This window comes from Paenibacillus sp. FSL R5-0470 (assembly GCF_037975205.1).
In the GTDB taxonomy this organism is placed as follows: domain Bacteria; phylum Bacillota; class Bacilli; order Paenibacillales; family Paenibacillaceae; genus Paenibacillus_AQ.
The window spans coordinates 4683152-4698805 of sequence record NZ_CP150238.1 but is presented as its reverse complement, the minus strand read 5'-3'; the positions used below and the strand labels follow the sequence as shown (position 1 = coordinate 4698805).

Sequence of the window (15654 nt, the reverse complement as noted above, 5' to 3'; positions counted from 1 at the left end):
AGATCGCTTCCTGACCAATGTGGTATGGGAAGCGATCTTTTTATTTTACGAATGCAGCTCTTTCTCAAGCGCAGCGCCCATTTCACGGGAACGTTCGGCACAGCGATTTACTGCCGCGATGACAGTTTCGAAAAATTCTCCCTGCTCGAGTACTTCTATCGCTGCTTGTGTAGAGCCATTCGGGGATGTGACCTTTTTACGAAGTGCAGCTGGATCCTCGCCCGTCTGTTGTACCATTCTAGCAGCGCCAAGAACCGTTTGAACGGTTAACTCCGTGCTTTGATCAAGCGGCAGTCCGCCCCGTATACCGGAAGCGATCATTGCCTCCATCATATAATAAATATAGGCAGGCCCACTGCCGGAGATACCCGTTAAGGTCTCCATGCGTTCTTCATCAATGACTGTTGTTAGTCCGACAGCTTCAAAGATGTTGAGTGCTAGGCGTCGTCCTTTCTCATCTACTTCTTTGGAAAAGGCTATGCCAGTGGCACCAAGACCTATGGAACTAGAAGTATTCGGCATAGTACGGACGATGGGTTGCTCTTTGCCAAGCAGACCTTGCATCGTTCGAATGGACAGCCCAGCAATTACAGAGACTATGATCTGATCAGGTGAGAGAAGTGGGCTGAGTCCCCGAAGTGCTTCTGCAGCGTCTTTTGGTTTCATAGCCAACACGATTACTGGTGAGTTCCGTAGGTAATCTGTTTTTTGTTCAGGATCATTTGTACCGATTACACCGTAACGACTTCTTAGTTCTGCCAGACGTTCACTACTGCTACGGTTAAGCATAATAACATTATCGGATTTTACGATACTACGGCTAATCATCCCGCGAACGATGGCTTCTGCCATAGAGCCTGCGCCATAAAATACAATATTATGATTCATAAGTGGAATGGAAGGTTGCTGACACATGGCTCAAAATCCTCCTAAAAGTGGTGTAATTAAAAACGGATGCATGGACACTAACCCCGAATTTGACCTGTTCCGTAAATCTTATATTTGGTTGAAGTAAGAGCAGGCAGACCCATCGGTCCACGGGCATGGAGTTTCTGTGTACTAATGCCGATCTCTGCACCAAATCCAAATTCAAAGCCGTCTGTGAAGCGGGTTGAAGCATTGTGGTAAACAGCTGCAGCATCAACCTCCTGTAAGAAGCGTGAAGCGTTATCCGGATCTTCAGTTACGATACATTCCGAGTGCTTCGTGCCATACTGGGCGATATGCTGCATAGCTTCGTCTAAATCGCTGACGATTTTGATATTCAAGATATAATCATTATATTCAGTAGCATAGTCCTCTAATGTTGCAGGTAATGCCCATGGGACAAAGGATAATGTTTCCTGGCAGCCACGTAATTCAACGTTAACATCACGGAAAGCTTCGGCCAAAGAAAGCAGATACTCGTTTGCGTAATCCTTATGAACGAGTAGCGTCTCCATGGAATTGCAAACTGAAGGGCGCTGTGCTTTGGCATTCAGACTAATGTTCTGAGCCATTTCTGGCAAAGCGCTTGCGTCGAGATAAGTATGGCAGATGCCTGCACCCGTTTCAATGACGGGCACGGTTGCGTTAAGCACAACATTTTGAATCAGAGAACTTCCTCCGCGAGGGATAATCACGTCAAGTAGTCCGTTGAGCTTAAGCATTTCATCAACGGAGGAACGGTTGGGATCTTCGATCAACTGTAGCGCATTTTTCGGCATTGAAGTATTTGCTAGAGCGTTGTGAAGAACCTCGACAATTTGTCGGTTGGAGGACAGGGCGGAGGAGCCACCACGCAACACAACAGCGTTACCAGTCTTTAGACACAGACCAGCGGCATCAACAGTTACGTTTGGACGTGCTTCATAGATGATGCCGATGACACCGAGTGGAACACGGAGTTTCTGGATGTTGAGACCATTTGGACGTTCAATAGTTTCTAGCGTGTCACCAATTGGATCAGGTAATACAGCGATTTGTTGAAGTCCTTCTGCGATACTGTTAATTCGGCCTACATCTAACGCTAGTCGATCAAGCATGGACTCGGGAGTACCACTTAAGCGTCCGCGTTCCAGATCTTCCCGGTTGGCAGCAATGATAGCTGGAGCTTCACGACGCAGCGCATCAGCCATAACTAAGAGTGCTTCATTTTTTTGGCCGGTAGTTAGACTCGCTAATACTCCGGTGGTTTCCTTGGCTAATTTTGCTTTATTGACAACTTCACTCATGACGATTCCTCCTTAAATTTGTATGGGCAAAATTTTTACCTCAATGTAATCCATTCGTCACGGTGAATGACCTCCAGCCGGTGTACTTCTCCCAGCTTCGGTACAATCTGACGGCTGGGTAAACCTTGAATACTGCGCAGCTGAGTGTCATCGTAATTCACAATCCCGCGTCCTAGCAATTTGGAGTCTGGTCCAAGGACTTCTACAACATCCCCAGCGTGAAAGTTACCTTCGATCTGCTTGACGCCGACAGGCAGCAGACTATGACCGCCATGAAGCAGCGCTTCAACGGCGCCTTCGTCAACGTACAGGGAGCCGAGTGGGGTGGACATAAAGCCAAGCCATTGCTTTTTAACAGGTAAAGAAGATAACTTGGTTGCAAAATAAGTACCTCGGCCCGAGCCTGTCGCTGCGAGTTGTAAATCCCCTGGTTCGGTAGCTCTCCCAACAAAGACGGGCACACCGCCTCGTGTAGCGATCTTGGCAGCATCGATTTTTGAACGCATGCCACCTGTCCCCACACTAGAGCCAGCTCCACCAGCAATAGCATAAATCTCCGGCGTAATATCATCAACGAACTGATAGCGAACAGCGTCGGGATGTTTCCGAGGATCTCCACTATATAAGCCATCCATGTCAGTTAAGACGAGCAATCTGGTGGCTTTCAGCAGGTTAGCTACCAGCGCGGACAAAGTATCGTTATCACCGAATTTTAACTCATCAACGGAGACGGTGTCATTCTCGTTAAATACGGGTACCGCTCCTAGGCGAAGCAGCTCTTCTACCGTCATCATCGCGTTGTTCATAGCTCTGCGACTACAAAAGTCGGTACGGGTTAGTAGGATCTGTGCTGTGGTTATTCCATGCTCGGCAAAAGCTTCCTGATATGCCTGCATGAGCAGTACTTGGCCTACAGCAGCAGCTGCTTGCTTCTCATGCAGCAGCTTCGGACGTGTAGGATAACCGATACTGCGAAAGCCTGCGGCTACAGCACCGGAGGTTACTAATAACACCTCGCAGCCGTTTCTCTTCAATTCGGCAATCTCTGAAGCGAAGAAGGACACGGCTTCGCGATTCAATCCGCCTTCTGTTCCAGTCAGTGAGCTGCTGCCTATTTTGACTACGATTCGTGTCGTCATATCTGTTCACTTCCTCAGTATTTTTATAGATGCTGAAAACGACAAAAAGCCCCCATCCTTAGACTTAGCAAAGGACGAAAGCTTGTAAACTTCCGCGGTACCACCTTCATTGATGAGGGATCATCCGACTTCATTCTCGTAACGGGAGGATCCGTCCTGCTTAGCACAGGCCGCTCGGGGGTAGGATTCGGAACGAAAACCGCGGTAAATTCTTTCAGCCTGTCGGAATTTACTCTCTAGGCGCGGTTAGACTCATTCTTACTGGTCCCGTCTGCACGTTTCACTTATTTTCAATAGAATACCATGGAGATGGTTGCTTTGCAAAGGAAAAACGAAGGAACTATTTCTCGCATTAGAAAGCTTTGATTATTCAGTTTAACCTCTAAGTAAGGGGGTGGAATACTTATAATCTGTTACCAAGAGGTGGATTAAATTGACTAAAGACAACAATCCTGAGCAGGCGCAGAATCAAGATCTAAACGAAAAAGCGGCCAGTTAATGAAAGTGTGGCTCGGTGTCAGATGATCAGAGCGGCCTTCCAAGGGTCTATTCTTCGGTTAATTCAGATACCGTAGATTTAAATGTTTCTACAAAAGCCTTAGCGGCTTTAGATAAATAACGTCCGCGTCGATAGGCTACGACAAGTGTTCGGCTAGGGGCAGGATCAGTGAGCGGTAAGTAGACAGGGACGAATTCACTCCGCGGTGCACGGGCAATAAAATGAGGCACAAGAGTTACACCCATTCCAGTGGCGACCAGTGACTGAACTGTTTCCATGTTATTGCTCTCAAAAACAATTTTTGGTTCGAAGCCAGCGTTTCGGCACAGATCCATAGTCATTTTACGGAAGCCTTGGCCTTCTTTAAGTACGATAAATGGCTCGTCCTTTAGTTCTTCCAAAGAGGTCTTAGTTCCATCTAAGCTACGTTTAGCTAGCGGGTGTTCGGGTGGGACTGCAAGATCGATCCTTTCCTCACCCAGTTCTTCGTAAGCAAGTGCCGGAATTTCGAGCGGCAATGAGAGCAGGCTTAAATCAGTCTGACCACTCGCAGTGAGCTTCTCTAGGTTCATGGAGGAGTCTTCGAGCAGAGTGATTTCTACTTCCGGGTAATTTTGTTTAAAAACCGGAAGCACATGCGGTAGTAAATGTGCACCAGTGATCGGCATACTGCCTACAACGACGCGCCCGGTACGCAGTTCAGAAATATCAGACATTTCTTGTCGCAGCAGTTCTACGCCATCAATGATGATTTGAGCTTGCTCTACGAATTTAGATCCAGCATAGGTCAGTTCAACAGAGCTGGTATTTCGCTGGAACAGCATTACACCGAGCTCTTTTTCCAGCTTGGAAAGCTGCTGACTGAGTGATGGTTGGGCAATGTGCAGCTTGTCCGCTGCACGGGAGAAGTTTTTTTCGGCTGCGATTTGCAGTACATATTGTAGTTGTCTCAGTTCCATGTATAAACTCCTTTGGGAGATTGTTTTTACTTATAAGTATAAACTATGAAACTGAAGTTTTATATAGGTTCACATGTAAGTTAGTGCACGAACGCACTGACCGGCAAATAGGAAGGGGTGGATTACCAGTATTCGCTGGAGTCCTTTATGTTTGCCGGTCTAATTTCGATGCTACGCTATTACGTCTTACTATACTTTGCGGGCTGGAGAGATGCTTTGAGGGTTGTTAAATATATTTCCCGGGTCATATTTAGCTTTGACTCTCCGTAATCTAGGATAGTTCGCTCCATAATATACTGGTCCGGAATTTTTAATTCCCTGGTCTGGAACGTTGATGTAGCTCCCCACGATAAATGGCTGCAGCTTCCGACGTGTATTTCGTACTACGAATATATTTCTGGCAGCTTCCGATTTCTTGATCCATGAGCTATTCCACTCAACATAGAATTTCGCTTTACGCCAGTAAAAGGCTGTAGATTTGGGTGACTTACAGCTCACAGCTCCACCCCAGTTGAGGAAAAAGAAACCTGCGAATTCCCCCTCCACTTTCTCTAAGAATTCACGCATGGACTTAATTGCCTTGTCCGGGAAGGGTTTTCTTACGAAACCGCTGGAGAACTGGTTGCTGACTCTTTGAGTTAGCACTGGATCAGGCGCTAACATAAAACTCACTACTTTTGTATAGGGCAAAGAGCGGATGATTTGATTCGTAGGCGTTCCAACGCTCGTAACGGGCTTTAAGAGGCGGGAAGCCTCTGCCTTTGATCCGAGGAACAGCCCATTCATAGTGACATTACCGCCTTTTTTCGGACCAATGGATAATTCACTGCCCAGTTTGGTATTAACGCAAGGAGCCCAGAGTTGCCAAGCTTTGAATACCTTCTCGAACTGATCCCAAGGCCAGGTGATACGAAAAACGGTAGCTGAAGCTGGAGCAGGACGTACTTTGAATTTGTAACTGGTGTAAACTCCGAAATTTCCCCCGCCACCTCCGCGGGAAGCCCAGAGGAGATCAGAGTTACTATTCTTATTGGCACGAATAATTTTCCCTTTGGCATCAACCATTTCGAGTTCGATTAGATTATCACTAACAAGGCCCACGGTTCGCTGGAGCGGCCCGATACCCCCGCCTAGGGTGATGCCTCCGATTCCAACCGTAGGGCTATCACCGAATGGAGCCATATATCCTTGCCCAGCAAGCGTGTGTGCAATTCTCCCCACTGTATTTCCGGTACCCACAACAACAGTTCCTGATTTTTTATTTAGTTTGATTTTCTTCATTTCACTTACATCGATGACAATTCCTCCGGTGACCTGTGAAAGATTAACCTCCAGAGAATGTCTACCGCTTCTTGCGCGGATGGGGACTTTATTCTCGTTAGCCCATTTTATGGCGTTCGCAACATCTTGTGTTTTTTGTGCGAAAACAAACACTTTCGGGAATTTGTCAGTATGCGGATCCCAATTCTTACGTGCCGTTTCATACCCTTGATCACCTTTGAAAATAACTCGCCCGGTAAGTCTCGTTCCTGACCTCAATTGTTCCAACTCCTTCTGCGCTAACAAATGCACTGCATTTCAACAACCAGGATCCGATATAGTATGAAGGGCATTCGTCTAAGGAGTGGGCTGACTAGGGTCTCAGCAAAAAATCATCTTCAATTTATAGGTTAAACCTATCACTTCTATAGATATCATATCTTGGAATTATAAAGATGGTGATGTTATATTTAGATCATTCAAGAGAGACTCCACGCTCTCTTCCAATGAACGATTCTATTAATGAGGTGAAATTATGAGCAACAAGACAATGTTTGAAAAGATTTGGGATAATCATGTTATTCATCAAGAGGAAGGTAAACCTAGCATTATTTATATCGATCTGCATTTGGTTCATGAAGTAACTTCTCCACAAGCTTTCGAAGGACTTCGCCTCAGTAACCGCAAGGTTCGCCGTCCTGAGCTGACTTTCGCTACAATGGATCACAACGTTCCTACCAAGGATCGTTTTAATATTAAAGATCCAATTTCCAAGCAGCAAATTGATACACTTTCTAAAAACTGTGCTGATTTTGGTGTTAGATTGTTCGACCTGAATGATATCGATCAAGGCGTTGTACACGTAATGGGACCTGAGATCGGCTTGACGCACCCTGGTAAAACTATCGTTTGCGGTGACAGCCATACCTCCACACATGGAGCATTTGGTGCGCTGGCTTTTGGTATCGGTACTAGTGAAGTTGAACATGTAATGGCTACCCAATGTTTGCAGCAATCCAAAGCTAAGACTATGGAAGTTCGTTTCACAGGTAAACGCAATCCTGGTGTAACAGCAAAGGATATGATCCTTGGTGTTATTGCTAAGTATGGTACTGATTTTGCAACAGGTTATGTAATTGAATACACAGGTGAAGCTATTCGTGAGCTGTCGATGGAAGAACGTATGACCGTCTGCAACATGTCGATCGAAGGCGGAGCAAGAGCAGGTTTGATCGCTCCTGACGAAACTACTTTTAACTATCTGCGTGGACGTCAATATGTGCCGCAAGGCGAAGCATATGACGCTGCTGTTGAAGGATGGAAGAGTCTTGTTAGTGACGAAGGTGCTCAGTATGATACGGTGGTTGAATTCGATGTGGAGACATTGATTCCACAAGTGACTTGGGGTACTAGCCCGGGCATGGGTACAGATATCAACTCTAGCGTGCCAAATCCGGCTGACTTTACCACTGAAAATGAACGCAAAGCTGCTGAAAAAGCGCTTGAATATATGGATTTGACTCCTGGAACTCCTATTTCTGAAATTCCAATTGATTACGTATTTATCGGTTCTTGTACTAACGGACGGATCGAAGATTTGAGAGCGGCAGCCGTGGTAGCAAAAGGCCATAAAGTCTCTGACAAGGTTACTGCCATTGTTGTTCCTGGATCTGGTCGTGTTAAAATGCAGGCTGAGAAGGAAGGGCTTGATAAAGTTTTTACTGACGCGGGCTTTGAATGGCGCGAAGCGGGATGCAGCATGTGCCTTGCGATGAACCCTGATGTACTGCAACCTGGGCAACGCTGTGCATCTACCTCGAACCGTAACTTTGAAGGACGTCAAGGTCGCGGTGGACGCACGCATCTGGTATCCCCAGCTATGGCTGCTGCAGCTGCGATAAAAGGCCGTTTCACTGATGTACGTGATTGGAACTATAAGACGGAAGCTGTCAGCTCATAGAACTAGAGAGAACACGGGAGGATAAAACTATGGATGCTTTTAAAAAATTAACAGGAATTGTTGCACCAGTAGATCGGGTGAATGTAGATACGGATGCTATTATCCCAAAGCAGTTCTTGAAACGGATTGAACGGACAGGATTTGGACAATTTTTGTTCTACGAATGGCGTTTTGATGAAGCTGGTAACGATAACGCTGCCTTTGAAATGAATAAGCCACGCTATAAAGGTGCTTCTGTCTTGATCTCACGTGCTAACTTTGGCTGTGGTTCCTCACGGGAACATGCACCTTGGGCGATTATGGATTATGGGTTCAGAGTTGTCATTGCACCTTCTTATGCAGATATCTTCTATAACAACTGCTTTAAGAATGGCATTTTGCCGATCAAGCTTTCGGAAGATCAAGTGGATGAGCTGTTTAATCGGACAGCCGAGCATGATGGCTACCAATTGACCGTGGATCTTGAGAGCAATACACTTCACGATGAATTTGGACTGAGCATCAGCTTTGATCTGGATGAGCACCGTCGTCAGTTCTTGCTGCAAGGTCTGGATGATATCGGATTAACCCTTCAGCATGCAGATGAAATTGCTGCGTATGAAGAGCGTCATGCGGCTAAGTTATTCTCTTAATAATAGGATATAACTGGTTTGATTCTTAACTTTTACAAAAATTACGCAAAACTTCTATTTCCGGGTGTCGGAAATAGAAGTTTTTTTGCTATAATCGAAATATTGATTGGTGATAAAGGAAACATTTGGTGATTACTGTCGTCTTAATACTTATCTAGATCTATTACTTGCAGAAGGAGCGGGAAAATGAGAAGAGTTGGGTATCGAACGTTGCTACTATTGTTGCTGCCATTATTCTTACTATCATTCACTGGACGTGAAGCTGCCGCAGCTGGTAGCAGCTCAGGCAGAATTATTATGGACAATCAAGAGCTTGCTTTACCAAAAGGAATTAAACTTGAGAACGTCAATGGTAGCGTTATGATTCCCGTCAGAGTGGTAGTGGAGAATCTTGGATTTGAGGTATTGTGGGAGCAGCAGGCCCGCAAAGTAACGGTTCACCAAGATGGAAAAAGCATTGAGCTGGCTGTAGGAAAAAAAACAGCTGATGCGGATGGAGTAACGTTTGATTTAAACGCAGCACCCAAGCAAAGCGGTGGTACAGTTCTCGTTCCGATTCGCTTCGTAAGTGAGCAGTTCGGTCTAAAGGTTGGCTGGGATAATAGCGATAAAACGGTCTATTTGACGGGTGGACAAGCTTCGGTGGCTACACCTGAGGGAACCGTTACTAGTCCAACAGCAACAAGTACTCCTTCTCCAACTCAGATTACTACACCCGGCGTGGATAATGGCACAAGCGCTGGAAGTGTTTTGCCCTCACCGACACCACAATCATCCTCAGTACCAGGAAGCACTGGTGTGAATGCAGCAGGTCCGCTTGTAAATGGGGCAGCCTTCACTGAGAATCGATTAATCATCGCTGTTTCTGGGGCTCCTAAACCTAGCATCACAAAAATGAGCAGTCCAGATCGAATCGTCGTAGATTTTCCCGGTGCAGCTTTTGCTCCTGATTTCGTAGGAGGTCTACCGAGTATTACCACAAACGGAAGTCCGCAAGGGAAGCTGGATGTTACTGGTTACCCTCTAGTTTCTGAGATCCGGTATGCGTTGTTCAGTGTAAGTCCTTCTACTGTTAGGTTCGTGATTCAAACGGTCGGGAGCCAGCCTTATCAATTAAGTACGGATGAAAGTACTGGACTGGTGACACTGGATTTGAATGTTACAGGCAGTGAAGGGAACCCCTCAGGTGGTAGTGGAATGACAGGAAAGCCGGTTGTAGTTCTCGACGCGGGTCATGGAGGGACACAATCAGGAGCAGTCAGTCTCACGGGTAAGCTGGAAAAAGACTTCAATCTGTCAGTTATCCGTAAAGTGCAAACACTACTTATGCAGGAAGCTTTGGTTGACGTCGTATTTACTAGGACTGAAGATATTACGTTGGGTCTTCAGGATCGAGTAAATATCGCAGAAGCAGCAAAGGCTAATCTATTTATTTCAGTGCATGGGAATTCACTAGAGCTGGGTTATCCGAATAGAGACAAAATAAATGGCAGTGAAACGTACTATTCGCGTAGTGGGAGTCTGCCGCTTGCTCAGGTCATGCACAAACATCTGATAGCAGGTACTGGATTCAAGGACAACGGAGTAAGAACGAAAAGTCTGCATGTTACAAGAGAAACCAGTATGCCGGCAGTACTTCTAGAAGTGGGGTATCTTACTAATTCAGGAAATGAATCAGGGATGTATAGTGAGCAGCTTCAAGACAAATTAGCGAGAGAAATTGTAGCCGGTATTAAGGAATATCTAGGACTTTAATGCTTAATGTTGGTGAGATTTCTCAATTTTTATGGAATATATTCGCAACCTTTATAGATTATTAGCGTCTAATAGAGGTCTGAGGTTGACGTAGACAGGCCATCACGATCGCCATTCACAGGCGAATACTAGATCTAGAGGTGAAGAATGAAGAAATTCAGTTTGATGTTGTTTTTGTTGCTCTTAGTATTTGTTTTGCCTGAGAACGGACATGCTGCTGCCGGGAATAGCAAGATTTTTCTGGACGGCAAGGAGCTGACCGCAGGGCAAAATGTCCCGGTTGAGAATGTGAATGATACAATCATGGTGCCGTTAAGGTTGATCTCTGAAAGCCTTGGATATAACGTGGGTTGGGATCAGAAGAGCAAGACGGTAACGATTGAACAGCAAGGAAAGGTCATCAAATTGGTTGTGAATCAAAAGATAGCCTCAGTTGATGACAAGACAGTAACACTTACCACAGCACCTATCCTTCGTAGTAATACGACACTTGTACCGATTCGGTTCATTAGTGAACAGTTTGGATTAAATGTCTCGTGGGACAACGTGAAGAAGAGTGTGTATCTTATTACCCCAGGATCCTCAAATGATAACGGCAGTTCAGGTGGAAATACTGAAAATGGTGGATCTGAGGTTGTACCGCCGGTAGATCCTTCAAAGAATTTAACGATGGTAAATGGTGTGAGCTTTAGCGAAAATCGTTTGAGCATTGCCATGGAGGGTAATTCAGTACCGAAAGTGACAGTGATGACTGGGCCGGATCGGTTAGTTGTTGATTTACCTAATGCCACCTTCTCAGACCTATTTGGCACAGGACAGATCCTTGATCCTGACCTAAACGGTAGATTGGAAGTGAAAGATTATCCCGATGTATCAGGAGTACGTTACTCCCTTTATAGCACGAATCCTTATACAGTACGTTTTGTAATCGATTTGAACTATGCTAAGAATTACAACGTTAGCGTAACTGGAGACGATTCTAAGCTGGTTGTAATCGATCTAAATGCGGAAAGCACTGATGATACTACTACACAACCAGGAAATAATGGCAGAAAGCTAGTAGTATTAGATGCAGGGCATGGGGCTAAAGATTCTGGAGCAGTGGGTGTTACAGGTAAATACGAGAAGAATTTTAATTTGGCCATCGTACTTAAGACAGCTGAATTGCTGAAAAAAGAAAGTAATATTGACGTCGTGTTAACACGAAGTAATGATACTTTCTTGGAGCTTAAAGAAAGAGCAGCTATGGCGAATAATTTAAAAGCTGATATCTTCATATCTGTACACGCCAATAGCTCAGGTTCCTCATCAGCTAGTGGAACAGAAACGTATTATCAACGGGAAGCCAGTAAAGCATTGGCGAACGTGATGCATAAATATCTTGTTCAAGCTACAGGGCTTAGCGATCGCGGTGTACGTTATGGGAATTTCCATGTTATCCGCGAAACGAAAATGCCTGCAGTATTACTTGAAGTGGGATACCTTAGCAACAAAAAAGATGAAGCATTGCTCTTTACAGATGCACTTCAAAACAAAGTTGCGGCTTCAATAGTGAGTGGGATTAAGGAATATTTGGGTATAAAATAACAGACCAGTGGCAGACGAGCGCCGCAAAGTCAGCTTTCTGCTTTTATTTTAAAAGGCAAGAAGTGGTTTTGCGGTACCTGTCTGCCCGTATTCATCTAGAGGAGGCGTTTATTAATGATGAAACAAAAATGGAGTACAATTGGGATCGCTACACTGCTTCTGCTAGTGATTGCTGGCTGTGGAGACAAGCCTACTGCGGCTCCAGCAAATGGTGTGGAGCAAGATACTTCAAATGTTGTAAGTGGTGCGGGGGAAAGTACACCGGCTCCAAGCGATGAACCAGGAAATGAAGTGACTAGCACTCCGCAACCGACAGCAGATAATAGCAACACAGAAACTCAGGCAACTGCAAAGCCAGTAGCAGATGAGAAGCAAAAACAGAGCCAGAGTATCGATGCATATTATACGGATTCACAAGTTATGGATCTGATTCCTGCTAAGACTAGCATTAGCTTCTCTGACGATGCCCAGAAATATACAGAGACGTTCAAAGCATTGCAAAGCAACGAGAATACTGACCTTGTATCATTATGGGGCAAAATTGAACTGAAATCGTTAAAGTTTGTTGATGGTCAAATTGTGATGGATCTTCATAAACCTGATGAAGCACAGCTGGGTGCTGGTGGGGAGTCCTTAGCGATTTCATCACTTGCCAAAACCTATTTTCAATTTGAAGAAGTAAAAAGCATCGAAGTTTTGGTGGATGGTGAAAAGGTTGAAAGCTTGATGGGTCATGTTGACCTAATGCATCCTATGACTAGAGATAATATCTAATTGTTATTACAACAAAGGATAAAAGCATCTAACTGACGAACTTTAAACTATACTATTTATTTGAGTCATAGAGAGGGGAATAATCTATTGTCCGCGCAAAAAAGGTCAAAACGTCCATTGAAGGCTTATTCTACGAAAGCAGTATCGGCTGTTATGGCTGGAACCATGATTTTTAGTGGTGCAAGCGCAGTGTTTGCAGATACAGCCGCTACAGCAGCAACAACTACTACACAATCTGTAGGCATTTTTAGCGATGTGAAGGCAGGCTTTTGGGCTGAAAAGCATATTTATAAATTAGCATCACAAGGAATTGTGGTTGGAAATAATGGTTTATTCCGCCCGGGAGATTCTGTAACTCAGCAGGAAGCCGTGCTTATGGCATTACGGTTTATGAAGTTGCAGGATAAAGTGGATACTTCTTCAACGGTTGCCTTACCTAATGATTTTAAGGTTACGAATTATTACAAGGATTATGTAGTGTTGGCCTTTCAACAAGGTCTACTTGATAAGGCTACTGAAATGGCTCCAGATAATCTGAAGACTTCTTGGGGAGAGCGTAAAGCCTCCCGCGAATGGATTGCTGAACTCTTAATTCGTGCACTAGGAAAAAGTGCAGATGCAGCCGTAGCAGCTAGTGCGCCGACAGGCTTTGCGGATGATGCTAAAGTGTCTGCAAACAAAAGAGGGTACATCAACGTTGCGGTTGATCTGAAACTAGCCAATGGTCTTGACGGTAATCGCTTTGATCCACAAGGAGCCGTGACCCGTGCTCAATTGGCGACCTTTTTCAGCCGTGCGGAAGCTCACAATACGGTTGAATATGACAACACGGTATCAGGAACAATCAGTCAACTAGCAGATGGGAAACTATCCGTTTATAACAACGGAAAGACTTCTACATATACCCTTGGAGCGAGCACCGCTTATTACACAAGCGCTTCTGAAAGTAGAATAAATCTAAGTGATATCCAACCTTACACAAAGGTTACTGTAATTGGAGCGACATATAACGCAGCCTATGTTGAAGTGACTGACCCTACACAACAAGTGGAGAGCCTTTCCGGAAGCTTCGCAATGGTAGCACCTGGTAATAAGCTATGGCTGAAATCAGCTACTGGGTTCACTGAATATTACTACGATGAAGCGACTACCTTTGTAGATGCGAATGGGACTCCAATTGAATCTGCTTCGCTGGTAGCAGATAGTGTAGTTACGTTGCAACGTGAAACTTATAGTGGGTCACATAAAGTGGTCAAGGTTCAAGTGACTTCAGGCGTTGTTAACAAAACGACGACAGGTACCGTTCAAAGTATAGATCTTACTGGGAAAAGCATTACGTTTAAAAATGCTGCTGGTACGGTGGAAACCTTTAAATGGGAAGATGGAACTTCATTATTCAGCTCGCAATCATCAGTGCTGCAGCCAGCAGATTTAAAGACAGGTGCTGCTGTTAAATATACGATTAAGGAAAATGTGATACGTACTGTAGAAGTGACAGAAGGTGTTGAACGGACAGTTCAAGGTGTACTTACCGAACTGAGCAATTCAACAGTTGTGTATAAAAAAACGGACGGAACACGTGAAGTTAAACTGTTAGGCACGAAGCCGGTGATTGTTATTCCGAATATGAATAGCGCTGTGGCTGATGATCTTATAGCTGATACAGTAGGTGGGGACAAAATTCAGCTTACGCTGAACAGCAGTGATCAAGTCATAAAGATTGAAGTGTTAAGCCGTCAAATTGAGCAGTATAGTGGAGCGACGGTTATTGACTATAATACTAAAACACAGCTGTTGACAGTTATGGATACTGAAAAAAAGGCACATGTCGTTCAGTTGGATGAAAAAACAAAATTGTTGATTGAAGGCGTACTTCCTAACTTAAGTAATGTCGGTACGAAACTTGTTGAGAACCGTAAAGTGAATTTAACGGCAATAGGTCAACGGGCTCTGTCTTTGGAAATTGTCACAAAGTACGAAGGAACCCTGTCTGCTGTTAATTCTTCTTTTAAAACAATTGTATTGAAGCTTAAGGACAGTGGGCAAACTATAACAATGCCTTATCCACAATTAGTTGATATTTTTGGGAAGACTAATCCAACCTTAAGTGATGTTCCTGTTGGTAGTAATGTGACAGCCTCACTGACAACTAGTCAGGATCTAATTGCAGTATTGAAAGTAAAGACCGTTCTTCAGGTTGAAGCAGCAACCGTTAATTCTGGAACCAACCGTATAAGTATTAAATGGAATGGGGGGACCAGTGAGATTAATACTGCAGCGCTCCCAATAACAAATGAAGCCGGTGAGAGCATTAAGCTAACCGCTTTGAAATCGGGAGATTATCTGAATGTGACTTTTGATGGAAGCACACCGCTCGCTATTCAGGCAGTTAAGCTTACTACGGGTCAGATTAGTTCAGTAGGAGCTGCAACGAATAGCTTAATTGTGAAGGAGTATGCTGGAGCAGCACAAAACTTTACTGTAAGCGGTGGGGTTAGAATCATACGTGATGGCGCCACAACAACTGCTCTTAGTAACTTAACAACAGCGGACAGAGTGGAGATTCGTAAAGACACGGATGGAGCGACAGTCATTCGTGTGTTACCACAGTTAACTCGTTCATTCTCTCGCTATGACAGTACGACGAACTCATTGGTGACTAAGAGAGCTAATCTGAACGATAAGTATCAGTTCACTCTTGCTTCAAATGTATATATTCATCAAGGAGATACGACATTGTCCGTGCAATCTCTGAAAGAAAATGATAATATTATAATGTATTTCAATAATGATATCGTGGTTGAAATTGTGAAACAATAGTAGCAATGGTGGATTTCTGAGTGAATCACCGTCTTGACACAGGAGCTTTGCCTGCG

The 15654-nt window shown here is 44.6% G+C and carries 11 protein-coding genes; 6 read left to right on the top strand and 5 right to left on the bottom strand.

Annotated elements, in window-relative coordinates; genetic code table 11:
- Positions 1 to 45 precede the first annotated feature (45 nt).
- The 5 genes from proC to MKY99_RS20740 all read right to left on the bottom strand — a co-directional run bounded on the left by proC (position 46) and on the right by MKY99_RS20740 (position 6349).
- Positions 46 to 915 carry a pyrroline-5-carboxylate reductase gene (gene proC, locus MKY99_RS20760; RefSeq protein ID WP_339266143.1) on the bottom strand — a complete coding sequence of 290 codons (870 nt, stop codon included), beginning with the start codon at positions 913 to 915 and terminating at the stop codon, positions 46 to 48.
- 50 nt (positions 916 to 965) lie between these two features.
- Positions 966 to 2213 (bottom strand): glutamate-5-semialdehyde dehydrogenase, encoded by a 1248-nt coding sequence (locus MKY99_RS20755; RefSeq protein WP_042190094.1) that lies wholly within the window; start codon positions 2211 to 2213, stop codon positions 966 to 968.
- A gap of 35 nt (positions 2214 to 2248) precedes the next feature.
- Positions 2249 to 3352: a glutamate 5-kinase gene (gene proB, locus MKY99_RS20750; protein WP_042190091.1), complete on the bottom strand. Its 1104-nt coding sequence runs from the start codon at positions 3350 to 3352 to the stop codon at positions 2249 to 2251.
- A gap of 546 nt (positions 3353 to 3898) precedes the next feature.
- On the bottom strand, positions 3899 to 4810 hold the full coding sequence (locus tag MKY99_RS20745) for a LysR family transcriptional regulator (protein ID WP_076284590.1): 912 nt from the start codon (positions 4808 to 4810) through the stop codon (positions 3899 to 3901).
- Positions 4811 to 4999: 189 nt separating this feature from the next.
- A complete protein-coding gene (locus MKY99_RS20740; protein WP_339266141.1) occupies positions 5000 to 6349 on the bottom strand; it encodes an FAD-binding oxidoreductase in 1350 nt (449 codons plus the stop codon).
- A 256-nt stretch (positions 6350 to 6605) separates the two neighbouring features.
- Here MKY99_RS20740 and leuC point away from each other — a divergent pair, with 256 nt between their 5' ends.
- From leuC to MKY99_RS20710, 6 genes are all read left to right on the top strand, one after another.
- Positions 6606 to 8030 (top strand): 3-isopropylmalate dehydratase large subunit, encoded by a 1425-nt coding sequence (leuC, locus tag MKY99_RS20735; RefSeq protein ID WP_042190084.1) that lies wholly within the window; start codon positions 6606 to 6608, stop codon positions 8028 to 8030.
- A 29-nt stretch (positions 8031 to 8059) separates the two neighbouring features.
- A complete protein-coding gene (gene leuD, locus MKY99_RS20730) occupies positions 8060 to 8662 on the top strand; it encodes a 3-isopropylmalate dehydratase small subunit (protein WP_339266139.1) in 603 nt (200 codons plus the stop codon).
- 186 nt (positions 8663 to 8848) lie between these two features.
- Entirely contained in the window at positions 8849 to 10417 is a 1569-nt protein-coding gene (locus tag MKY99_RS20725; protein WP_339266138.1) for an N-acetylmuramoyl-L-alanine amidase family protein, read from the top strand.
- Positions 10418 to 10564: 147 nt separating this feature from the next.
- Positions 10565 to 12004: an N-acetylmuramoyl-L-alanine amidase family protein gene (locus MKY99_RS20720; RefSeq protein ID WP_339266136.1), complete on the top strand. Its 1440-nt coding sequence runs from the start codon at positions 10565 to 10567 to the stop codon at positions 12002 to 12004.
- 114 nt (positions 12005 to 12118) lie between these two features.
- Positions 12119 to 12778 carry a GerMN domain-containing protein gene (locus MKY99_RS20715; RefSeq protein ID WP_076299595.1) on the top strand — a complete coding sequence of 220 codons (660 nt, stop codon included), beginning with the start codon at positions 12119 to 12121 and terminating at the stop codon, positions 12776 to 12778.
- A 60-nt stretch (positions 12779 to 12838) separates the two neighbouring features.
- Positions 12839 to 15598 (top strand): S-layer homology domain-containing protein, encoded by a 2760-nt coding sequence (locus MKY99_RS20710; RefSeq protein ID WP_339266134.1) that lies wholly within the window; start codon positions 12839 to 12841, stop codon positions 15596 to 15598.
- Positions 15599 to 15654 lie beyond the last annotated feature (56 nt).

Coding starts and splice junctions, on each gene's coding strand:
- MKY99_RS20720 (WP_339266136.1), top strand. CDS start 10,565: ATGAAGAAATTCAGTTTGATGTTGTTTTTGTTGCTCTTAGTATTTGTT.
- proC (WP_339266143.1), bottom strand. CDS start 915: ATGTGTCAGCAACCTTCCATTCCACTTATGAATCATAATATTGTATTT.
- MKY99_RS20725 (WP_339266138.1), top strand. CDS start 8,849: ATGAGAAGAGTTGGGTATCGAACGTTGCTACTATTGTTGCTGCCATTA.
- leuD (WP_339266139.1), top strand. CDS start 8,060: ATGGATGCTTTTAAAAAATTAACAGGAATTGTTGCACCAGTAGATCGG.
- MKY99_RS20755 (WP_042190094.1), bottom strand. CDS start 2,213: ATGAGTGAAGTTGTCAATAAAGCAAAATTAGCCAAGGAAACCACCGGA.
- MKY99_RS20745 (WP_076284590.1), bottom strand. CDS start 4,810: ATGGAACTGAGACAACTACAATATGTACTGCAAATCGCAGCCGAAAAA.
- proB (WP_042190091.1), bottom strand. CDS start 3,352: ATGACGACACGAATCGTAGTCAAAATAGGCAGCAGCTCACTGACTGGA.
- MKY99_RS20715 (WP_076299595.1), top strand. CDS start 12,119: ATGATGAAACAAAAATGGAGTACAATTGGGATCGCTACACTGCTTCTG.
- leuC (WP_042190084.1), top strand. CDS start 6,606: ATGAGCAACAAGACAATGTTTGAAAAGATTTGGGATAATCATGTTATT.